This window comes from Methylophilaceae bacterium (genome assembly GCA_018398995.1).
Lineage (GTDB): Bacteria > Pseudomonadota > Gammaproteobacteria > Burkholderiales > Methylophilaceae.
Genome location: CP073759.1, coordinates 1787359 through 1809719, shown reverse-complemented (window position 1 = coordinate 1809719; position 22361 = coordinate 1787359). Strand labels below are relative to the sequence as shown.

The following is a 22361-nucleotide window of genomic DNA, read 5'->3' as shown; positions in this document are numbered from 1 at the left end:
AGCAGCCAAAAATCGTTATTAATCAACACCGAATAAGTCAACTGCTCAATGAACCAATCATATTATACAAAATCGGCTGAAATTAACCACCTACAATGGTTTATATCAGCCATTTTTGATAAATGTGTGCGTGACCTTAATGTGTAGCAGGTTCCCAACGAACAATTAATCCAGCTTCGTGACTTTGTGCTTCCATTTCTGCATCGCATCCGATATTGGGAATAATCACTAAGGTTTCATCCATAAAAATAAGTGGTAATTGTGCGCGTTGCCAAGGGGGAATTTGACTTGTTTGCATCACGGTTTTTAAGTGGCGTCTGGGTCGGCCTAATGTGGGTTTGAAATACTCGCCACCTTCCCTGTTTTTAATACGCAACTTGATATCGCTACCGCCGCGCTGATAGGCAAAGCCTTTGCCCTTTTGAACGGTAAAATACAGGCGCGACAAATTGGGTAACATGACAATCTCTTCACCCTGCCATAACAAATTAATCGGTGCTAAAGCATTTTGCTCGATGACCAAATATGCCAAGCCTTGATAACGCATTACATATAATTTTTCTGCTACTTTTATCTTAATTGCAGCATCTGCTTTTTCAGTGGTTAGCTGTTGTAATATTTGCCCTAACAAGCTTGCATTGGGTAATTCGACATTATTTTGATTCAGCCAAAAACGGATTACATTATTTTTTCTCGCCTGACTCAGTTTAATCAATGACGCAATACGAACCGTTTTGTATTGTTTATCCAGCACAGTTGAAGCATCAAGTAATGCCAATTCATCTAACAGTTGATTTGCTTCTGCCATATGCGATGCCGAGCGTGCTAGTGTTTTTGTGATACTTGTGTAGCGTTTACTGAAAATTGGCAATAGCTCATGCCTGATAAAATTACGATTAAAGGAAGTATCCGCATTGCTTTCATCATCAATCCACTGCAATTGATGCGCTTTTGCATATAAAGCTAACGCGTGACGGCTAGCATGCAATAAAGGCCTGACTAAACGGCGCTTCTCGTCAATTTGCGCCATACCAGCCAACCCCTTGACACCCGACCCTCTAGCCAATTGCAGTAGCAATGTTTCAGCTTGATCATCTTGATGGTGTGCTAGACAAATAAAATCAGCATTGGTCGTTTGCAGCGCTTGGTAGCGGGCATTTCTCGCCGCTGCCTCTAGCCCTAAACCGCTGTCTTGATCAATGCGCACTTGGCACTGTTGTAATGGAATGCCTAAGTGGTTGCAATTTTTCTCACAAAAATTCGCCCAATCATCAGCATTGAAACTTAAACCATGATGGACATGCATAGCGGTTAAAGCAAAAGTCAGTTCACTTTGCAGTTGATGCATGGCGTGCAATAGCACTGTAGAATCTAATCCACCACTATAAGCAACCAATAAAGTTGGGTGGACGAGTTGATGTTGCTTAAAAAAACTGGTTAAGAAAAGCTTAAGTTGACTCAGCAGTGTGCAAGATTCATTATCCTGCACATTATTTGCTGGCAGTTTCTTTGAACTTACCATAACTCATTAGGCGAGTGTATCTTGTTTCTAAGAGCTTTTCTGTTGGCATTTTTTGCAAAGCGGCTAAATTACTTTTAAGGGCCTTTTTCAAAGTAGCCATCATCGCTTCTTGATCTCGATGCGCACCGCCTATGGGCTCAGGAATGATTTGATCAACCAACCCCAATGCTTTCAATCTTACCGCAGTAATCCCTAATGTTTCAGCAGCTTCTGGTGCCTTGCTTGCGCTCTTCCACAAAATTGAAGCACAACCTTCTGGCGATATCACTGAATAAGTGGCGTGTTGTAACATTAATAGCTGATCAACCACGCCCAATGCAAGCGCACCACCCGACCCCCCTTCGCCAATCACCACCCCTATTATTGGGGTTTTCAATTCCGCCATCACGTATAAGTTTCTCGCAATCGCCTCTGATTGACCACGTTCTTCTGCACCGATCCCAGGATAAGCACCTGGGGTATCGATTAATGTAACAATCGGCAATTTAAACTTTTCAGCAAGCCTGAATAAACGTAATGCTTTACGATAGCCTTCTGGTCGCGGCATACCAAAGTTGCGGTATTGCCGTGCTTTTACATCACGGCCTTTTTGCTGACCAATAACCATTACTGGCACATCATCTAAACGTGCCATGCCGCCAACAATTGCTGGATCATCCGCATATGCACGATCACCGTGCAATTCTTCAAAGCCTGTGAATATGTGTCTAATGTAGTCTAAGGTATAAGGACGTTGCGGGTGACGCGCCACTTGGGACACTTGCCATGCATCTAAATTTTTATAGGTATCTGCCAATAATTGCGCATTTTTCTTCTCTAGCTGAGCTACTTCTTTCGCCACGTCTAGATCTTCATGTTCATCGTGTGCTGCTTGTAGAGATTCAATACGCTTTTCTAGTTCAGCAATCGGCTGCTCAAATTCTAAATAAGTCAATTTCATCTCTGTTGCTCTTTTATCACCCATGTTTTTTCACTCATCTTAGTTATTCAATCAATTTTAGCGAAACTATCAGTCCTAATTATAAAGGATTTTTACATTTTCTTTTGATAACCAAGCCTCTAAACGATGAAGTAAATCATCTTCTAACGTAACGCGCCACGCATTGCCAAGCATTAAACCCACTTGGCTGGTAGCATTGTGATATTCAATTTTTACTGGGCATCGCTTTTTTTCAGCCTCTTCACCTTTGCAATAAGGCTGCAAGATAGCGATAAGCTTAGCCGCATCAGACTGGCCATTGCAGGCAATTTTGAGCATACTTGCATATGCACTTCTGGCTGATGGCAAATCAAATATTTTGTTTGCACTGACCCGATTGCCGCCTGAAAAATCATCATGACTAATCCGACCTTCTATCACCAAAATCTGGTCTTCTTTGATCAAATGGGCAGCTTCAGTCAACAAATCACCCGCAACCACTACATCTACACGAGCCACTGCATCGTCTAAGGTTACAATGGCCATCTTGCCTCGTTGTGTCATGCGAACACGCACACCCATCACTACGCCTGCAATTAATTTAGGCGTTTTTTGCGGTGCAATATCGGCTAATGTTCCATGCACAAATTGTGCGATTTCAGCCTTACTTTCTGAATAAGGGTGTCCACTTATGTAAAATCCTAGCGCCGCCTTTTCTTCTTGTAATTGTTGTTCTGGACGCCATGCTTCAACAGCGGGCAGTTGATGCTGAACACCCATTTCTTCACCAAATAAACTGTCTTGTCCGGCATGATTATTAGCATGCTCCGCCGCACCTATCGCCATACTGACCCCTGCCAATAGTGCGGCCCGATTACCATCTAGTTGATCAAACGCACCTGCTCTGATCAATGATTCAATCACGCGCCGATTCACTTTACGTAGATCTAATCGACGACAAAAATCAAATAGATCTGTAAATGGGCCGGCTTCACGTGCGGCTAAAATCAGTTCAATTGCTGCTGCGCCTGTCCCTTTTATCGCACCCAAACCATACAGTACTTGCTTATCGTTCAATGACTGAAAACGGTAACGACTCTGATTAATATCAGGGGGTAATATTTCTATTTCGTTTGGCGCGCAATCATCAAATAAAATACGGACATTGTCGGTATTATTCATATCTGCAGACATGGTTGCGGCGGCAAAAGCTGCTGGATAATGGGCTTTTAAATAGGCAGTTTGATAAGAAACCAAGGCGTAAGCCGCTGCATGTGATTTATTAAAGCCATAGCCTGCAAATTTTTCGAGCAAATCAAACAAATCATTCGATTGTTGCAAAGTTAAGCCATTTTTCTGCGCACCTTCATTAAAAATCTCACGCTGCTTAACCATTTCTTCGGGTTTTTTCTTACCCATCGCGCGCCGTAATAAATCAGCAGCACCTAGGCTATAGCCTGCTACCACTTGTGCAATCTGCATCACCTGCTCTTGGTAAACAGCAATGCCATAGGTTTCTTTTAAAATCACTTCTGTCGACTGGTGAGGATACTCTACACGTTGTAGTCCATGCTTACGGCGACAATAATCTGGAATTAAGTCCATCGGACCAGGGCGATATAACGCAACTAAAGCAATAATATCTTCAAAACAATCAGGTTTTGCTTGCTTGAGCATATCTTTCATACCGCTAGACTCAAGCTGAAAAACAGCGGTGGTATTAGCACGTTTAAGCAGGTTGAATGTGGCTTTATCATCCAACGGTAACTGCTCTAAAACCAATGGCGGCTCACCCATCATTGCTCGTTGTGCATTGGCATTTTCAACTGCCATTTCGAGTATGGTTAAGGTGCGCAATCCTAAAAAGTCAAACTTAACCAAACCAACCGCTTCAACATCATCCTTATCAAACTGGCTGACCAAACTATCGCCATTAGCTTGACAGTAAATGGGCGAATAATCAGAAATCTTGCCTGGTGCAATCAGTACACCCCCTGCGTGCATACCAACGTTACGCACCAATCCTTCTAGGCGAAGCGCCAACTCTAATAATTGGGCAACTTCTTCTTCGTTTTCTCGTCGTTCTTGTAATTGCGGTTCTTTTTCTAATGCACTTTGTAAAGTAATGCCCAGCTCTAGCGGAATTAGTTTAGCCACACTATCCACAAAATTAAATGGCAAATCCAGCACGCGGCCAACATCTCGAATCACTGCTTTTGCCGCCATGGTACCAAAGGTGGCAATTTGTGAAACAGAATCTAAACCATATTTTTGCTTAACATAATCAATTACACGATCACGGCCTTCTTGGCAAAAATCAATATCAAAGTCAGGCATAGAAACCCGCTCTGGATTTAAGAATCGTTCGAATAGCAAATTGTAGGCTAACGGATCCAAATCAGTAATCCCTAAGCTATAGGCAACCAACGAACCTGCGCCAGAACCACGACCAGGACCGACAGGAACGCCATTCTTTTTTGCCCAATTAATAAAATCCGCCACGATTAAGAAATAGCCTGGAAAACCCATTTGATTGATAATATTACATTCAAAATCTAGCCGTTTTTTATACTGATCAAACTTTTCGGCTCTGACCATTTCATCGGGATATAACTGCAGCAAGCGCGTATGCAACCCTTTTAACGACTCTTGCGCCAAGTAAGTTGGTAGGTCTTGTTGGTCTGGGGTAGGAAAGTCGGGCAAGTAATTCTCACCTAAGGTGAGCGTTAAATTACAACGCTTTGCAATTTCAACTGTATTGGCTAATGCTTCTGGCAAATCGGCAAATAACTGAGCCATCTGCACCTGCGTTTTAAAATATTGTTGATCACTAAATTTTTTAGGCCGTCGGCTATCAGCCAACATATAGCCTTCAGCAATACAAGTCCGCGCCTCATGAGCAGTAAAATCATCTTGTTTAATAAACTGAATTGGTTGCGTCGCAACAACGGGCAAGCTTAATGAACTGGCAATCGACAATAGTTGTTGTAGCAATGCCTCATGTCGTGCAGTTTGTGCATCATCAGCCGCACGCTGCACTTCTAGATAAAAACGATTAGGAAAAAGTTCAGACCATCTTTTTGCTAGCTTACTTGCTAAAACAACATTGTTTTGCCCTAATGCTAACCCAATATCACTGTCTTGATTGCCTGACAGCATTAACAGACCTTCACTGCCAGCCTGGAACCACTCTGGCTTTAACTCTGGCCGCCCTCTTGTTTGATTATCTAAATAGGCTTTACTTAATAGCTCACACAATAAGGTGTAGCCTGATGCATTTTGCACCAATAATAAAGCACGTGTTGGCTGTTCAGGCTTTTTGCTATTTTCTAACCATACATCGGCGCCAATGATGGCTTTAATGCCTTGCTTTCTAGCCGCCTTATAAAATTTAATAGCACCAAACAAATTACTTAAATCAGTCAGCGCCAGCGCGGGCATTGCATCGTTTTTTGCGGCATTGACATAATCGTTAATTCTTACTATGCCATCAACAATAGAATACTCGCTATGACAACGCAGGTGAACAAAAGTAGGAGACTGACTGAAATCTTGCATCTGGATATTTTACCCTTGATGGCAAAAAAATGATGTTAAATAATCAAATGTCAGTAAAAATTTGTCTTTAGATTCGTCAAAACCAAGATCGCTATCACGCCTTGTTTGATCAATTATTTGGCAATGATTGTTTGTTTTTGTTTACAGGATTAAGTAATGTTTTGATAGTAGCAAGCAGCTCTCCATCTTGAACAGGTTTACCAAAAAATGCATCAACGCCAATTTCATTGGCCAATGTTTTATGTTTTTCCGCTGTCCGTGAGCTAATCATGATTAATGGCGTATTCACTGTGCGGGCATCATCACGAATATTGCGCGCCAAACCAAAACCATCTAATCGTGGCATCTCAATATCGGTCAAAATAATATCAGGCGTCACCAATTTGAGTAACTCCAAGGCGTCCATACCATCTTTAGCCACTTGCACATCATAACCTTCACGTTCCAACAAACGAGCAAGCACTTTGCGCATCGTTAATGAATCATCAACAACCAATACACGCGACTTCACAGATTGATTAGGGATATGTTTAACCGTCAAAGCACCAAGAGCCAACTGATGACGGTTTGAAATAACCACGGGGTTAATGATCAAAATAATATCACCATCACCTGACACCGTCGCACCAACAATGCCAGGCACTCGCGCCAACTGCGTACCAATCTCTTTCATCACAACTTCTTGATGACCAATCACCTCGTCAACATGCAGTGCTATCGTGTGTAATCCGTTACGCAATAACAGTACTGCAGCATAAGGTTGCTCTTCGATTTGAAATGCTGCTAAGTTTAATAGTTGCGCAAGAATCAGTAGACTCAACAGCCAGCTTAAACAATCTCTCTAATCAATCGCCATTAGAAACGGCTAATTTAGTGTTGGTGTTTGGCTCCATTAAAAGATTTAATGAGAATAAATTGCAAAGCGTTCTTAATTTGCGCTACCCAACTGCACAGATTGTGGGTTGCACAACGTCTGGAGAAATCAGCGCTAATGACGTGTATGACGACAGCATTCAAATTACTGCTATTCAATGGGAAAAAGTCATCCAACGTGTTGTGCAAAGCAAATCTTCTAAGATGCAAGATTCTTTCGAAACAGGCGCCAATTTAGCAACACAATTAAAGGCGATTACATTACGTAGCGTAGTGCTTATTTCTGATGGCCTACATGTAAACGGCTCCGAATTAATCAATGGTTTCCAATCTATTTTAGGCTAGACTCCCATTATTGGCGGCTTGGCTGGGGATGGTGGTGCATTTTCAAAAACATTACAGTTATTTAACGACTCCATTTCAGATAGTATGGTGATTGCCATTGGCTTATATGGCGATGCATTGCTGATGTCGAGTGGCGCACTTGGTGGCTGGAAACCATATGGACCTCCAAGAAAAGTGACAAAATCAATCAAAAATGTTGTCTATGAATTGGATGGAAAGCCTGCACTTCCTTTATATAAAATGTATATTGGTACCGCTTTTTCTAAAGGATTACCAGGTAGTGGACTGAAATTTCCTTTGGCCATTATTGAAGAAGGTAAACGAGATGTCGAGAAAATACGCACGCTTTTAGCGATTGATGAACGTGATAACAGCTTGACCTTTGCAGGCAATATTGATGAAGGCGAAACGATTCGCTTGTGTCAAACCAATCATGACAAATTAGTGGAAGGTGCTGGCGTTGCTGCCAACCTTGTACTTGATGGATTAAGTAATCAAAAAACCAACCAAACTGGTTTGGCGCTTTGCGTTAGCTGTGTTGGACGCAAAGGCGTGATGGCAGAACAAGTGGCGGATGAGATCAAGCTGGTTCAACAAATACTTGGCAAACAAACCTATATTGCTGGCTTCTTTTCCTATGGCGAAATTGCACCAAGACCCAATACAAATGATAGCGTGCTACATAATCAAATGATGGCTATTGGTTATTTAAGCGAAATCATTTAATTTATTTTTTTGAAAAACACCTGCACTATTTAAGTGTGTTTTGTTTTATGATGACATATCAATATTAATAAAACCTATTTTTAAGGAGGCGATTATGTCAAGTTCAGTAATGCTTAAAGGAAATCCTGTTGATGTTGCAGGTAACCTACCCCCAATCGGTAGCACTGCCCCCAACTTCACTTTAGTAAACGAAGCACTGCAAGATGTAACGTTAGATACCTATGCAGGCAAGCGTAAGGTACTTAATTTATTTCCTAGTATCGACACGCCAACTTGTGCAAGCTCAGTACGTGCGTTTAATGAACGAGCAAGCAGCATGGAGAATACAGTAGTCATTAATATTTCTGCCGATTTACCGTTTGCACAAAAAAGGTTTTGTGCCGCGGAGGGTATTGAAAATGTTGTCAATTTATCAACTATGCGTGGCCGCGATTTTTTGATGAACTACGGCGTGCTTTTATTTAGTAGCAAACTGGCTGGTTTAGCTGCTCGTGCTGTCATTATTCTCGACGAGAATGACATTATTAAATACATTGAATTAGTGCCTGAGATTACACAAGAACCTAATTATGATGCAGCTGTTGCCGCATTGTAAGTAGCTTGTATGAAACCAATAAGCCCAGCTATGCTGGGCTTATTATATTGTAGTGTTCTAAAGCATTTTTAGCGTTAGGCTTTCACAAACAAACCTTGCTCAGCATTAGCAAGCAAAGACATTAAATCTACACGCTTTAAAGCAATTGCATAGCCCAATACGCCACTACCGATGACGACTTTTTCATAGTTGACAATGGCCTGATCGACTAACACCTTTAGACCACTAGGCAATGCAATTGGAGGCACGGCCCCCACCACATAACCTGTCACTTCTGGTACTTCATCAACATCAGCCATTCGCAATTGTCGCTCATTGAGTTGCTTGCGTAAAATACCCCAATCCGCTCGTCCACCACCAGCAACAGCTAGCATATAAAACTGTTCAGAACCACCACGAAATAAAATACTACGCACCACCGATTCTGATGCTAACCCGCTTGCAACAAGTAGCTCTTCCAAACTGCGCACTGGTTTTTGGTCTTCAGTCAATGGGATTTCTATCAGATCAAAAGCGATGTTATGGTGTTTTAATAAATCGACTACAGCTGACTGCATGATAGATTCCATGGTTTACTCCGTTGTTTGATTGAACGCATATTCCGTGTATTTTGCATGACTACCTTTGACTTTATCGACAGGATATTTTTTTGCATTCAGATCAATTTTTTTATTGGCAGCCTCAATTAAATCAATACCGCACACTTCTGCAATCCGCAATAAATAGATAAACGTATCTGACAGCTCTTGCCCAACTTGCGCTTTCTTTTGCACATCTAATTGGCCACTTTCTGCCTCGGTCATCCATTGAAAATGCTCAACCACTTCACCGGCTTCCACTATCATGGCCATTGCAAGATTCTTGGGTGAATGAAATTGTGACCAATCGCGTTCTGCTACAAATTGATTCACGCGCTTCCTTAGTTGATCAATAGAGTCAGTCATAACGGTTTGACGTCCTTATAGGTTAATTTTCGATTAACACCTGCTATTGGCTGTTCATCAATAGATGGTGTTTTATCTGCTTGCTTGTCTTTACGGTTACTACCAGCCACCATTTTAATTTCAAATAAACGACACGCTAATGGTCCATTAAACAATGGTGTTTTTTTGCTAGGCGATAAACGCATGAGTTTTGGCATACGCAAATCATTGGTCAAAAAATAAGCATTCCAGCCTGCAAATTTTCGCTTCAATGCTTCACCCAATTTAGGATAAAGCACCGCCAAATCTTCATCTTCGCCAATACGTACACCGTAAGGCGGATTGGCGACTAATACGCCATGATCAGCTGCTGGCGGCACTTCGGTCACATCAAATTGTGATAACTGCACGGCTTCTAAAAAACCTGCTTCTTCTAAATTACGTTTGGCGATACGCACGGCACGTAAATCAATGTCACTGCCATATATTTTTTGAAAAGTCACTGGCTTCACCATTTTTTGTGCGGCATTTTTCACTTTTTTCCAAGTGTCAGATTCAAAGTTTTTTAAGCGCTCAAAACCAAAACTTCTATTCAAGCCTGGCGCAATATTCAACGCCAGCATCACCGCCTCTAATAAAAACGTTCCGCTACCACACATCGGATCTAACAATGGCTGTCCAGCTTGCCAGCCCGTGAGTTGCAATACGCCCGCAGCCAAATTTTCACGCAATGGCGCTTCTATACTCGCTTTACGATTGCCGCGTTGATATAGTGCATCTCCAGAAGTATCAATATACAAAATATAATCTTGCTCGGTTAAATAAGCATGAATACGCACTGCCGGCTTTTTGGTATCAATATACGGCCTGCTACCAACAAGCAGTCTAAACTTATCGCAAATGGCATCTTTAATTTTCAGCGTTGCAAACTCCAAGCTTTTTAACGGGCATTTCACGCCTGTCACTTTCACCATAAAATCATGCTTTACATCAAACCAATGAGGCCAATTCACTTTGTAAGCCGCTTGGAATAAATCCTCTTCCGTTTCATATTTGCCTCTCGTCACTTGCCACAACACACGTGTGGCAATACGTGAGTGCAAGTTAATGTAATAACACAACCCTACATCGCCTAAAAACGAAACGCCGCCATCGGTTTGTTTAATATTATTTGCACCACTACTTTGTAACTCGTTGACTAACAACGCCTCTAAGCCACGCGGGCAAGTTGCGAAAAATGTTTGGTTCATACTGATTCCAATATTGAATACAATTTTTGGTAGCCATTTTGCTCATGCAATTTGTCCAAAAACTCCGTGAAGTCGATTAGGTGATCTTGTTTTAACTTCAACGCCCGCTCTCTTAGTTTTTTTTCAGTCAGTTTAAGCGGATCTTTAAAACCAAATACAATAATGTTGCCAGGTTTGCCAGTTGGTAAAACCAGTACTCTATTAGAAAATGTCTGTTCAATGCGCTGTAAATAAATATCAAAGTTCTTGTCCGAACCCCATAAATTAATGACAAACAAGCCATTGTCTTTGAGCACATTAAAACATTGATCGAAAAAATCTGGCGTACAAAAGCCTTCTGGAATGCCATCCGCATCAAACCCATCAATAATCAAACAGTCATGAGAATATGGATTTTCTGCCATATACCAAATACCATCCGCTTGAATGACCTCTAGCCGCTCATCGTTATCTGGCAAAAAGAAATGACTACGCGCGACTGTAATCACTTGCGGATTGATTTCAACTACTTTTTGGGTTATTTCAGGACAATAAGCATGAATATACTTAGTCACAGAAGCCCCACCCAAGCCTACTGTAAGTACACTTTTAACTTGCTCAGAGAATAGTAAAAAATACATAATGGCGCGTGAATAATTAAACACCAACACTAATGGCGATTTGACCAACATACCGCTTTGTACGGTTTTTGAGCCTAAATGCATTTGGCGAATGCCATCCACCTCGGTGACTTCCACTACATGGTCATTTGCTACGCTTTTATGAATTTTACGATTAAATAGCCGCACTACTCGCTCTCCACTTCATCAACAACCGCTTCCTTTTCTAAATCTGCTTCTACTTCTGCAACCACATGTTTAAACTTACTATTTAATTCCATCAATAAAGTATCAATATGCTTAATTTCTAAAGCAACTTTAGTCCCTATTTTTAGCTCAGGCAAGCTGGGCACTTTGGCAATAAAAAACAATCCATCAATGCGTACTAAATTCTCGCGCCAAACAGTCGCGGTCACTTCGGTTAATTGCTCTTGAATCAAATATTGCAAACACCAATAACGTTCCATGCGTGTTTGAAAATCACTATACGATTGATAGGTCTGATCAAAGTCTCGTATGATGACTTTTAACGCATCACCGTCCTTGGGATAAGGTGCCTCTTCTGCATTTATCAATGCCATAATTTGACGCTGATTAACCAAATCGACCGCACGGCGCAATGGCGAAGTACACCATGCATATTGCGCCACACCCATGCCTTGGTGTGGCATCGCTTCTGTCGTCATAAACACTTTACCGCCCGTTTGCGCGCGATAAATACCTACACGCTCACCCTCTTTTAATAAAGCGCCCCAAGTGCTATTGGCATAAATCATCAACTCTGCCACTAGCTTATCCATTGGCGATCCGCGCTCGCGTGCCACTATGCTGACAATGCCATCATTAACATAAAAATTGTAATCAATTTGCGGTGCTCGATTAGGGTCATATTTGCCACGCGCCTTTTCTAACGACTCGGCAAAGTCATGCAAAAACTTCAAATCCGCCCATAATGGATGACCACTTTCTTTTTCCAATGTCTCACTATTAAAAAAAGGCTCTAAACTATCATGCCGTAAATTTTGCTTAACCTTAATACGCTCTAATTTAGTTTTATTTGCAACCACGGTCAAATCAGGCGCTACTTCGCAATACAAACTGAGTGCAGGTTTAATTTCACCTTCATCTAAACTAAATGGCCGCACAATAGCTTCTGGCAACATGGTAATTTTATTACCAGGCATATAAACGGTAGATAACCTATCCAATACAACCGCATCCAAATCACTGCCGTGCAAGACTGCAAGCGCAGGCGCAGCAATATGAATGCCGACACGCTTATTTCCATTTGGCAAATCAACCACACTAAACGCATCATCAATCTCATTGGTGGCTGCATCATCAATACTAAACGCTTCAGCTTCACTCATTGGCAAATCAGCGACCATTGCATTTAACTGAGCAGTCACATCAGCAAAGGCAGGAAAATCTGTACCATTAGCAAACATCTCACGTAAAAAAGCCCCTAAGTGATAATCGTGCGCACTAGCAATCAAACCAGCATCTGCCATAACAGTTAATGTCAATCGACCTGAGCTGGCAGCAGCTTGCTCAATGGCTTTCCATTCCAAGCTATTTTTGTCAGGCTGATAAATTAAATGATCCGCTTTATCAATAAATCCTGCAGGCAACTGTTGATTATTTAATTGCTCAACCCACTCCGCCATTTGCACCGCTTGTAAGCGTTTTTTCTCTACGGCTGCCAATGCTAACTTTAACGTTTCTTGTGGCGCGGCTTTATAGCGTCCTTTTCCTTTGCGATAAAAATACACAGGCGCCGCGTGCACCTTAATTGCCGTCGCCGCTAGCTGTATATTACTGGGCTTGTCGCCATAATAGGCTTTGGCTAACTCTTCAAACCCAAACTCATTTTCTTCACTGCATTCCCACAAAAAATCCGTGTCGAGAGTATCTGCTTCAGCCTGCGCTAACGCCATAAAATCATCCAAAGCATCATCAAAATTGAGCAACACATTGGCAGTTTTAATTTTAGTGCGCTTACCTGATGCGGTTTCCACTTGCAGGCTACCAGGGTTTTCCATCTTGATGGTCGCGGTTTTAAAACTACCGCCTTCTTCATAAAATACGTTCATACTTCTTTCATTCTTGTTTGCAAAGTGGGATAGTCGCAATGATACATGAGTGGCACCCTAAATACTTTATGCAAGGCTAGATTCAATACAGAAATTGCAACTTATCAGTAAAAATCCGTCTACAATATCATCATGCGAACATTACACTTTGATAACCGATTTACTACCGAACTTCCGCAAGACCCGATTAAAGCAACCTACCAAAGGCGCGTGAGTAATGCCTTATGGTCGAGCGCACAACCCACGCCGATCAACAATCCACAAATACTGGCTTATAGCCCAGAAGTGATGTCCATGCTCGGGCTCACCACTGCCGATATGCAAGATCCAGCGCTCATTCAAACCTTAGGTGGCAATAGCGCACTGGCTGGCATGGTGACCTATGCAACACGTTACGGCGGCTATCAGTTTGGCCATTGGGCGGGTCAATTAGGTGATGGGCGTGCTATTTTACTAGGCGAATTGATGCATGAAGGTAAGCGCTTTGAGCTACAACTCAAGGGCGCAGGCGAAACGCCTTATTCACGTAGTGCGGATGGTCGCGCTGTATTACGTTCTAGCTTACGCGAGTTTTTGTGTTCTGAAGCGATGCATTATTTAGGCGTACCAACTACGCGTGCATTGAGCCTCGTTTCAACCGGCGATTTAGTGAGACGGGATATGTTTTATGATGGCAACCCACAAATGGAACCCGGCGCGATTGTTTGTCGCGTTGCCCCATCATTTACGCGACCTGGCCACTTTGAGTTACTAGCAAGCAATGGCGAGCTAGATTTACTCAAACGCTTTATTGGTTTTACTATTGATAGAGATTTTGCTGATTGGTTACCATCAACTGTCCTAAGCTTAGATAAAGAAAATCCATCGCCAGAGCTGATTGAAGCGTGGTTTGAAGAAATCTGCGAACGTACCGCCCTATTAATCGCGCATTGGATGCGTGTGGGTTTTGTGCATGGCGTCATGAATACCGATAATCTTTCGATTATCGGCCTCACCATTGATTACGGCCCTTATGGTTGGATAGATAACTTCGACCCTGGCTGGACGCCCAATACAACCGATGCACAAGGTAAACGCTATTGTTATGGCCGCCAGCCTGATATTGCACGCTGGAATATGGAACGTCTAGCCGATGCGCTCAGCACTATCCTACCGAATACCGAAGGCTTGGCGGATGCCATAACCCATTACGATAATACTTATTTAAAAGCATTAACGTCATCTCTCGCAGGAAAATTTGGTTTAGATACTTGGCAAGATAGCGATGGCAAGTTGGTTAATCGTATCTTTGAACTCATGACGCGTGCTGAGATGGATATGACACTATTTTTTACCAAACTAGCCGATCTAGACATCACAACACCAACGATAAACAGCATCAAAGATGCGTTTTATACCGAGCAAGGTGTTAAACAATTTGGTGATGATGTGCAGCAATGGCTCAACACTTATGCAAAACGTGTCCAGCAAAGCAAGCTATCTCCTGCAGAGCGCCTAACAAAAATGCAATCGCATAATCCTCGCTATGTACTGCGTAATTATATGGCACAGGAAGCGATTGATTTACTGACAGAAAAAGGCGATAACCAACGCTTGCTCACCTTGCTTACGTTATTAAAAAATCCTTATACCAAACAAGCTGGCATGGAACAGTTTGAACAAAAACGACCTGATTGGGCAAGACAGAAAGCAGGTTGTTCTATGCTATCTTGTAGTTCATAATGCATCATGAAAAACGTTGAAAAACTCATCATAGAGGCAGGATTACGACCAACCAAAGCCAGAGTTGCGGTGTTGGCAACCATCTCTCACGCGACTGCAGCTCTCAGTCATGCCGAGATACTGAATCTGTTAGAAGGCAACAAAGAGTTTGATCGCGTCACGATTTATCGTGTACTGGATTGGTTACACCAACACAAGCTGATACATAAAATTTTAACAGACAACCGATCATGGAAATTTCAATCCAATACAGATTTACACCAACAACAATACAAACCCACGTCGCTCAAAAAAATGTTTGACAACGGTCACGCCCATGCACATTTGCAGTGTGAGCGTTGTGGTTCGGTTGTTTGTATCCACGAATTTGAAGCCAATCTACCTGAAAAGCTGATCAAGCAATACCATGTCTCAACCATAGAAGTAAGCCTTAAAGGCATTTGTGCAACATGTCTGAATGCGTAACTACCTGCATCTCTAGCCTTAGCTAACAAAAACCAAACAAAACACAGACCACTATTTGCAACATTGTTGCATTAATAACCCGTCTTCTTTATAATGCGATTAAATTAAATTGCAATCATGTTGCATTATTAAGATGGAAAAATTGTGAATTCAAAACTACCTGTAACAGTACTATCTGGATTTTTAGGTGCTGGCAAAACTACCCTGCTTAACCATATTTTAAATAACCGCGAAGGTAAGCGCGTCGCTGTCATTGTCAACGATATATCTGAAGTGAATATCGATGCCCAATTGGTACGCGAAGGTGGCGCCGCGCTCTCGCGTCAAGAAGAAAAATTAGTTGAAATGAGCAATGGTTGCGTCTGCTGCACTTTACGTGAAGATTTGTTGGTCGAAATAACACGCCTAGCCAAAGAAAATCGCTTTGATTACTTATTAATTGAGACCACTGGCATTTCTGAACCACTACCGATTGCCGAAACGTTTACCTTTGCCGATGATGACGGCATCTCATTGGGCGATGTTGCACAACTCGACACTATGGTGACAGTGGTTGACGGCTACAATTTTTTAAAAGATTACAGCTCACAAGACATGCTTGCCGCGCGGGGTGAATCGCTTGGCGAAGAGGATGAGCGCACCGTAGTGGATTTATTGGTGGATCAAATCGAATTTTGTGATGTGTTGATATTGAATAAAACAGACTTAATGCAAGCAAGTGAAGTTGCGCAACTAGAGGCCATTCTTAAGACCTTCAATCCACGCGCACAAATCATCCAAAGCCAATTTGGCAAAGTGCCTCTAGACCGCATAATGAACACAGGTTTGTTTGATTTTGAACAAGCAGAAGAAGCGCCAGGCTGGTTACAAGAGTTACGCGGTGCGCATATTCCAGAGACAGAAGAATACGGCATTGCTAGCTTTGTTTATCGCGCACGCAAGCCTTTCCACCCAGAGCGTTTATGGCAATGGTTTAATACCGAATGGCCAGGCGTCATTCGCTCTAAAGGTCGCTATTGGATCGCTTCACGACCTGAATTTTGTGGCAGCTGGTCGCAAGCTGGTGCTGTTACACGCACAGAATTAGCTGGTATGTGGTGGGTTGCGACAGCGAACGAACATTGGCCAGAAGATGAAGAAGCGTTTGCTCATATCAAATCACGCTGGGAAGAACCCTATGGTGATAGACAGCAAGAAATTGTCATCATCGGCATGCAAATGAACCAAGCTGAAATCATTGCACAGTTTGATGATTGCTTATTAAACGATGTGGAAATTGCACAGGGCATGGAAGCTTGGCGACAATTTGCTGACCCATTTCCGCAATGGCTGGTCCACCAAGCAGAAGAAACACAAGAAGATAAACTTATATCAACAGGAATCGCGCAATGAAACACACCTACTCCACGCTAAAACCTCTCTTTTTATCGTTACTTTTAGCCTATCCTATATTATCAGCAGCAGAAGAGCAGACTCAATTAGACTCGATCGTTGTCATTGGCTCACAAGATTTTATTAAAGCTACCAGTTTAGCTGGTTCAGTAGATGTTATTACGCGTGACGAACTTGAGTATGAAAGTATCACAGATACTTTAGAATTGTTTACCAAGACACCTGGCGTCGTCTTGTCACGGTATAACCAAGGCATCATTAATACTGACATTTCGATTCGTGGTTTTGCAGGAGATGGCACCACTCCGCATGCAAAATTATTAGTTGATGGTATCCCATCTAATTTGAATAATGGTTATAACGAGATGGATTATCTTTTCCCAACCAATATTCAAAGCATTCAAGTCTATAAAGGGACTAGCGACCCAAGTACGGGCGTTTTTGCGACAGCAGGGAATTACAAAGTTGAAACAAGAAAAGACCAAGGCAAACAATTGCAATTCACAGGTGCTAGTTTTAATACACGAGAATTGCAAGGTTATTATGGTGATAAAGCCAATTCATTTACTCAAAACTATGCTCTAGGCTATCGCGCAGGCAACGGTTATCGCGATAACACTGATATTGAAAAAATAGCACTTTCAGGACGTTGGCAATATGATTTTGAAAAATCCAGCCTAGCGCTGAGCACCAAGTATGGAAAATATAATGCTCTTGAAGCACCAGGTTATTTAAGCAAAGAAGAAGCAAGGCGTAACCCGACAAGTTCCGCTGATTTCGCACGTGATGATGGTGGCGAAAAAGAATTTAAACACATCAGTCTACATTATGACTATTTCATTAATAATGATGTCGATTTAAGTATAAAAGCTTATTGGCAAAATTTTGAACGTCAACGTAGTGTGCGCTTTTCAGCCGCACAAACGCAGATAGAAAACCGTTTTGATGACCAAGATTCGACTGGATTGATTGCAAAACTGAATTGGCAAATGAATCCAAATTGGTTGTTTGAAGCGGGTTACGACATTGAGAAACAAGATGTTTTAGAACAACGCTTTAGAGGCATCCAAACCCGCCGAGATTTTGATTTTGATTTCACAGCACAAGGTGCTTTTGCCAAAATAGAGAATACGCCAACCACATGGCTGCGTTGGAATGCCGCCTTACGCGCTGACCGATTAACCGGTAGTACCAATCGTGCTTTTGTTGTGAATAATGTAGCCAGCAATAGAAGCATGCTTGATATAGATACGATTGTGCAACCAAAGCTAAACGTGTTTGCAAACCTGACAGAAGAGCAACTGATTTTTGCAAACTGGGGTCGGTCATTTCAACATCCATTTGGTGGAGAACTTTTTACAGCTGGCAATACAAATGCACGTGATGTTTCAATCAACGATGGCTGGGAGCTTGGATTAAAAAGCAATTGGGGTAAACTCAATACCCGCGTTTCTTACTGGCAACAAGATGCCGATGATGAGTTTGTAGTGATTGATGGCACGGGGCAAAATGTTGGTCAAACAGAGCGCAAAGGGATTGATGCGAGCTTTGATTTACCCATCAATACGCAATGGATGATTTGGGGTAATTTCTCTAAAGTGTACTCAGATATTGTCCAAACAGCGTCTAACTTACAAGCATTTGAAGGCAATGAATTACGTGGCATCCCAGCCCATACAGCATCTTTAGGCATACAATATAGCCATAGTGATCAATTGGTTGCGCGTCTGCATGTGGATAGACAAGGGGCTTATTATGTCAACGAAGCCAATGTTGGTGGCAAGTTTGGCGCATATACATTGACTAATGCAAATGTTGATTACAACACTAGCTGGGGTAAGGTAAGCCTGCAGGCCAATAACATTTTTGATGAATTTTATGAATATGTGTTTGATTTTGGTAACAGCGGAATTGACACCATACATTCGCCAAGTGCCGGTAGAAATTTTACTTTATCGGCAACATTAGATTTTTAAATGGAAAATATGTCTTTACTAGCAATTAGGCAGTTTTCGTGTGCATTCTCTGATAAGAAAGTATTACAAAACCTCAACCTAACCATCAATAGTGGTCAAGTTATCTCTATTTTAGGAAGCAACGGTGCTGGTAAATCTACATTACTAAAATGCATTCTTGGGCTGGCCGATAAAAATGCGCATCTGGATGGCGATATAAACATCTTAGGTCATAGCATACTCGCTGAAACGCTAATAGCACGCCAACATTTGGCCTATGTGCCCGAACAACCAGCCGTGTATGGTCACTTATCAGCCATTGATAATATCCGCTATTTTTTAAGCTTATCAAATGCGCAGCAAACAACACAGGCTATCGAAGCCTATTTGCGTCAGGTAGGTCTTGAGCAACAGGCATGGCAGCGCCCTTGTAGTGATTACTCAAAAGGGATGAAGCAAAAAGTGATGCTGGCGTTGGCTTTAGCAAAACAATCTAAATTATTGTTATTGGATGAACCCAACTCGGGCTTGGATCCGCAAACCACTGAAGAACTGAATCAGTTGATTCTACAATGCAAAAATAACGGCATGGGAGTCTTGGTAGTCACGCATGATGTATTATCTGCCATGGGCTTTTCTGACCAATTGTTTATGCTGGCAAATGGTAATTTACAACCTATATCCATTGATCAAACAACGCTCACATTGGACAGCCTTAAGCGCCTCTATCAAGGGCAAGCATGACATCATCTCCTGTCTTGATCATTATGCGCAATGAATGGCATCGCCTATGGCATTCACGCATACCCGTTTTATTACTTTTGGTGCTCGTTATACTGTGGTCGCTCGCAACATATGCTGCACACCATCATTGGCAAGACCATGCGCGTAATGTGGCGCAAGTCACACAACGCAGTCAACAAGATTGGCAATCTCAACCCGATCGCCACCCACACCGTGTTTCGCATTATGGTGATTTTGTCGCCAAACCACTGCACCCGCTCACCGTAATTGAACCTGGTATTATCGATCAGTCTGGTCATCTGGTGTATTTAGAAGCCCATCGTTTAAACAGTGCCAACTTCAATCCAGCAACTGAAGCCACCAGTTTAGGACGCTTTCCGCTGATTACCCCTGCCATGATTGTGCAGTGGTGGATGCCCTTGTTTTTAATCATGATCGCCTATGCCACCATCACAGCAGAGAAAGTAACTGGCACACTTGCCTATATGCGCGGCAATGGCACACCTGCCTGGTGTGTTGCAGTTGGCAAATGGCTAGCACTATTTACGCCGATGGCGGTTTTATTGTTGCTACAAGCCATCTTAACTGCCGCGTGGATCTGGGGAAGCGATCAAGCTTTACTCAGGTTTTCTACACTGCTAGCTGCGCAATTTCTCTATATTGCAGGCTGGTGCTTGGTCGTCATTTTGGTCTCATGGCACAGTCGACAATTGCATAGCGCGTTATTAACGCTGTTATTATGCTGGGTCTGTGTATGTATTATTTTTCCTCGCAGTTTAGCCAATATGGCGCAAATATTACACCCGACGCAACCACGCACCGAGGCTGAATATCATGCAGAACATAAACTGAAAGAAATCGGTGATAGTCACAATCCAAACGATCCACATTTTGCGTCTTTCAAAGCCAGCCTACTTAACCAATATGGCGTAACACGCACCGACGATTTACCTGTCAATTACAGTGGGCTGTTGATGCAAGAAGGCGAACGCTTAACCACTCAAGTGTACAGAGAGCAGCAAAGTCTGCATGATGCGCAACTCAACCAACAAAACGCATCAATCCGTAAATGGCTGTGGCTAACACCATCTTTAGCTTTGCAATATGTGCAAATGGCTAGTAGTGGCAATGATTTGGCACATCATCAAGCTTTTTTAGCGCAAGCTGAAAATCGTCGTTATCAATTAATAGAATATCTTAATCAAATACACATCTTGAAAGTGAGTCAGGAAAACGATAAAAATACCCGTGTTTCGGCTGAGTTTTGGAAAAATGCCCCGCGTCCACCTGTGCATTTAGCAGCATTATCCGTCAGCAAATACGCTATTATTGCGGCGTTTTTGGTGTTGCTGGGCTGGGCATTACTGCCTTGTTACCTGCTTTCAAGAATCATACACCGCACATGAAACATGAACTAAGCTTGTTGCTCAAACAGCGGAGCATCGTCTACTTACTCTTGGTTAGCCTAGCGCTAACCTGTTTAAGCCTATTCAACGGCTGGCAAAATATCAGTCACATACGTGAACAAATCAGCCATGCGCAGCAAGAGCAGGCCACTCAACAAGCGCATCAAGTAGCAGAATATAGCCATGGTGGCCTGATAGATGCGGGCGAAGTTGGCTATTATGTATTTCATTATGTTTATCAGCACCCATCTGAATGGAGCTTTATCGCATTAGGCAATCGGCTTGTAACGCCCTATGTCCAACGCATTCGCTTGTTAGGCTTGCAAAGCCAGATTTACGATGGAGAGTCGCACCACCCTGAGTATGTCATGCTTGGCGCATTTGACTTTGCCTTCTGGCTCATGTTCTTTTCTCCCTTACTTTGTATTGCTTTAATGCACGATTTAAAAGCCAGTGAGTTTCAAGCACAGCGATTACAATTCTTGACTAGTTTATCCTCTTGCCCAGTCCAGTTTTGGGCGAAGCGCTTGCTATTACGCTGGCTACTCATTGTGCTAACGTTAATAACGCCTGTTATCGTTTTAGCGTTCATCCAATCGCTACCGCTGACCACACTCATCCAAATCGTTGGCATTACCACTTTATACACATTATTTTGGACAAGCTTATGTGCCATCGTGAGCTTACGTCCAAATGCGCTTAACGCCAGCTTCAATGCGATGGTACTAGCCTCTATTTGGCTATTGTTGTGTGTCATACTGCCAAACTTGTCACAACTTTGGCTACACCAACGTTATCCTGTACAAGAAGGTAGTCAAATAGCGCTACAACACCGCCAACTGGTTCACAACGCTTGGGATTTACCAAAAACAGACACACTTACTCCGTTTTATGACCTTTATCCAGCGTGGCAACACACGCCACCAGTCACGGGTCGATTTCACTGGAAATGGTATTTCGCTTTTCAACATATGGCTGATGTTAATTTAGCAGAACAAATTGAGGAAAGAGTGCGTGCACTAGTCGAGCGTGATCAGGCAACCGCTCAGTTAGGCTATCTAATACCCAGCCTATGGGCGCAACGTCAATTAGAAGCGGCTGGTGAGAGCAATATCACACACCTGCTTGCCCACCGAGCACAAATAACCAACTTTCACACTGAGCTAAGACATTATTTATACCCTTATCTTTTTGAAGATAAACCAATGACACCAGCGGCATTTATGCATTTACCCTCGTTCGGTCAATAGGCCAATCAAATGAAAATAGCGACG

General features: G+C 42.5%; 17 protein-coding genes and 1 pseudogene. 9 read left to right on the top strand and 9 right to left on the bottom strand.

Annotated elements, in window-relative coordinates; genetic code table 11:
• Positions 1-136: 136 nt before the first annotated feature.
• The 4 genes from tilS to KFB94_09075 form a co-directional block, all read right to left on the bottom strand.
• Entirely contained in the window at positions 137-1522 is a 1386-nt protein-coding gene (tilS, locus tag KFB94_09090; GenBank protein QVL45371.1) for a tRNA lysidine(34) synthetase TilS, read from the bottom strand.
• Complete coding sequence (locus KFB94_09085; GenBank protein QVL46654.1) at positions 1491-2462, bottom strand: acetyl-CoA carboxylase carboxyltransferase subunit alpha; 972 nt, start codon at positions 2460-2462, stop codon at positions 1491-1493. The genes tilS and KFB94_09085 overlap by 32 nt, the downstream gene beginning before the upstream one ends.
• A 75-nt stretch (positions 2463-2537) precedes the next feature.
• Positions 2538-5999 (bottom strand): DNA polymerase III subunit alpha, encoded by a 3462-nt coding sequence (gene dnaE, locus KFB94_09080; protein QVL45370.1) that lies wholly within the window; start codon positions 5997-5999, stop codon positions 2538-2540.
• Between the two features lie 109 nt (positions 6000-6108).
• Positions 6109-6822 (bottom strand): response regulator, encoded by a 714-nt coding sequence (locus tag KFB94_09075; protein ID QVL46653.1) that lies wholly within the window; start codon positions 6820-6822, stop codon positions 6109-6111.
• On the opposite strand from KFB94_09075, the pseudogene KFB94_09070 reads away from it, so the two are divergent.
• A pseudogene (locus KFB94_09070) lies at positions 6777-7943 on the top strand (FIST C-terminal domain-containing protein). The gene KFB94_09075 and the pseudogene KFB94_09070 overlap by 46 nt on opposite strands.
• 94 nt (positions 7944-8037) lie before the next feature.
• Positions 8038-8538, top strand: a complete 501-nt coding sequence (gene tpx, locus KFB94_09065; protein ID QVL45369.1) for a thiol peroxidase — start codon at positions 8038-8040, stop codon at positions 8536-8538.
• Positions 8539-8612: 74 nt separating this feature from the next.
• Here tpx and KFB94_09060 read toward each other — a convergent pair whose 3' ends face one another.
• Genes KFB94_09060 through KFB94_09040 form a run of 5 tightly spaced genes read right to left on the bottom strand, consistent with a single transcriptional unit; the run spans position 8613 to position 13403 of the window.
• The gene (locus KFB94_09060; protein QVL45368.1) at positions 8613-9107 is read right to left on the bottom strand and encodes a YbaK/EbsC family protein; all 495 of its coding nucleotides are present in this window, start codon (positions 9105-9107) and stop codon (positions 8613-8615) included.
• Positions 9108-9110: 3 nt separating this feature from the next.
• Positions 9111-9482, bottom strand: a complete 372-nt coding sequence (locus KFB94_09055; GenBank protein QVL45367.1) for a nucleotide pyrophosphohydrolase — start codon at positions 9480-9482, stop codon at positions 9111-9113.
• The gene (locus tag KFB94_09050) at positions 9479-10711 is read right to left on the bottom strand and encodes a class I SAM-dependent RNA methyltransferase (protein ID QVL45366.1); all 1233 of its coding nucleotides are present in this window, start codon (positions 10709-10711) and stop codon (positions 9479-9481) included. The genes KFB94_09055 and KFB94_09050 overlap by 4 nt, the downstream gene beginning before the upstream one ends.
• Entirely contained in the window at positions 10708-11499 is a 792-nt protein-coding gene (locus KFB94_09045; protein QVL45365.1) for a polyamine aminopropyltransferase, read from the bottom strand. The genes KFB94_09050 and KFB94_09045 overlap by 4 nt, the downstream gene beginning before the upstream one ends.
• Positions 11499-13403: an RNB domain-containing ribonuclease gene (locus KFB94_09040; protein ID QVL45364.1), complete on the bottom strand. Its 1905-nt coding sequence runs from the start codon at positions 13401-13403 to the stop codon at positions 11499-11501. The genes KFB94_09045 and KFB94_09040 overlap by 1 nt, the downstream gene beginning before the upstream one ends.
• Positions 13404-13535: 132 nt before the next feature.
• On the opposite strand from KFB94_09040, the gene KFB94_09035 reads away from it, so the two are divergent.
• The 7 genes from KFB94_09035 to KFB94_09005 all read left to right on the top strand — a co-directional run bounded on the left by KFB94_09035 (position 13536) and on the right by KFB94_09005 (position 22337).
• The gene (locus KFB94_09035) at positions 13536-15125 is read left to right on the top strand and encodes a YdiU family protein (protein QVL45363.1); all 1590 of its coding nucleotides are present in this window, start codon (positions 13536-13538) and stop codon (positions 15123-15125) included.
• Between the two features lie 6 nt (positions 15126-15131).
• Positions 15132-15590 (top strand): transcriptional repressor, encoded by a 459-nt coding sequence (locus KFB94_09030; protein QVL45362.1) that lies wholly within the window; start codon positions 15132-15134, stop codon positions 15588-15590.
• Between the two features lie 144 nt (positions 15591-15734).
• Complete coding sequence (gene zigA / locus KFB94_09025) at positions 15735-16982, top strand: zinc metallochaperone GTPase ZigA (GenBank protein ID QVL45361.1); 1248 nt, start codon at positions 15735-15737, stop codon at positions 16980-16982.
• Positions 16979-18958: a TonB-dependent receptor gene (locus KFB94_09020; GenBank protein QVL45360.1), complete on the top strand. Its 1980-nt coding sequence runs from the start codon at positions 16979-16981 to the stop codon at positions 18956-18958. The genes zigA and KFB94_09020 overlap by 4 nt, the downstream gene beginning before the upstream one ends.
• A 9-nt stretch (positions 18959-18967) precedes the next feature.
• Entirely contained in the window at positions 18968-19681 is a 714-nt protein-coding gene (locus KFB94_09015; GenBank protein ID QVL45359.1) for an ABC transporter ATP-binding protein, read from the top strand.
• Positions 19682-19704: 23 nt separating this feature from the next.
• Complete coding sequence (locus KFB94_09010) at positions 19705-21087, top strand: DUF3526 domain-containing protein (protein ID QVL46652.1); 1383 nt, start codon at positions 19705-19707, stop codon at positions 21085-21087.
• A complete protein-coding gene (locus tag KFB94_09005; GenBank protein QVL45358.1) occupies positions 21084-22337 on the top strand; it encodes a DUF3526 domain-containing protein in 1254 nt (417 codons plus the stop codon). Before KFB94_09010 ends, KFB94_09005 begins: the two co-directional genes overlap by 4 nt.
• Positions 22338-22361 lie beyond the last annotated feature (24 nt).

What these genes read in the sequence shown, in the direction of transcription:
- tilS (QVL45371.1), bottom strand. Translation starts at nt 1,522, where the DNA reads ATGGTAAGTTCAAAGAAACTGCCAGCAAATAATGTGCAGGATAATGAA.
- KFB94_09085 (QVL46654.1), bottom strand. Translation starts at nt 2,462, where the DNA reads ATGAAATTGACTTATTTAGAATTTGAGCAGCCGATTGCTGAACTAGAA.
- dnaE (QVL45370.1), bottom strand. Translation starts at nt 5,999, where the DNA reads ATGCAAGATTTCAGTCAGTCTCCTACTTTTGTTCACCTGCGTTGTCAT.
- tpx (QVL45369.1), top strand. Translation starts at nt 8,038, where the DNA reads ATGTCAAGTTCAGTAATGCTTAAAGGAAATCCTGTTGATGTTGCAGGT.
- KFB94_09060 (QVL45368.1), bottom strand. Translation starts at nt 9,107, where the DNA reads ATGGAATCTATCATGCAGTCAGCTGTAGTCGATTTATTAAAACACCAT.
- KFB94_09055 (QVL45367.1), bottom strand. Translation starts at nt 9,482, where the DNA reads ATGACTGACTCTATTGATCAACTAAGGAAGCGCGTGAATCAATTTGTA.
- KFB94_09050 (QVL45366.1), bottom strand. Translation starts at nt 10,711, where the DNA reads ATGAACCAAACATTTTTCGCAACTTGCCCGCGTGGCTTAGAGGCGTTG.
- KFB94_09040 (QVL45364.1), bottom strand. Translation starts at nt 13,403, where the DNA reads ATGAACGTATTTTATGAAGAAGGCGGTAGTTTTAAAACCGCGACCATC.
- KFB94_09035 (QVL45363.1), top strand. Translation starts at nt 13,536, where the DNA reads ATGCGAACATTACACTTTGATAACCGATTTACTACCGAACTTCCGCAA.
- KFB94_09030 (QVL45362.1), top strand. Translation starts at nt 15,132, where the DNA reads ATGAAAAACGTTGAAAAACTCATCATAGAGGCAGGATTACGACCAACC.
- KFB94_09020 (QVL45360.1), top strand. Translation starts at nt 16,979, where the DNA reads ATGAAACACACCTACTCCACGCTAAAACCTCTCTTTTTATCGTTACTT.
- KFB94_09015 (QVL45359.1), top strand. Translation starts at nt 18,968, where the DNA reads ATGTCTTTACTAGCAATTAGGCAGTTTTCGTGTGCATTCTCTGATAAG.
- KFB94_09010 (QVL46652.1), top strand. Translation starts at nt 19,705, where the DNA reads ATGCGCAATGAATGGCATCGCCTATGGCATTCACGCATACCCGTTTTA.
- KFB94_09005 (QVL45358.1), top strand. Translation starts at nt 21,084, where the DNA reads ATGAAACATGAACTAAGCTTGTTGCTCAAACAGCGGAGCATCGTCTAC.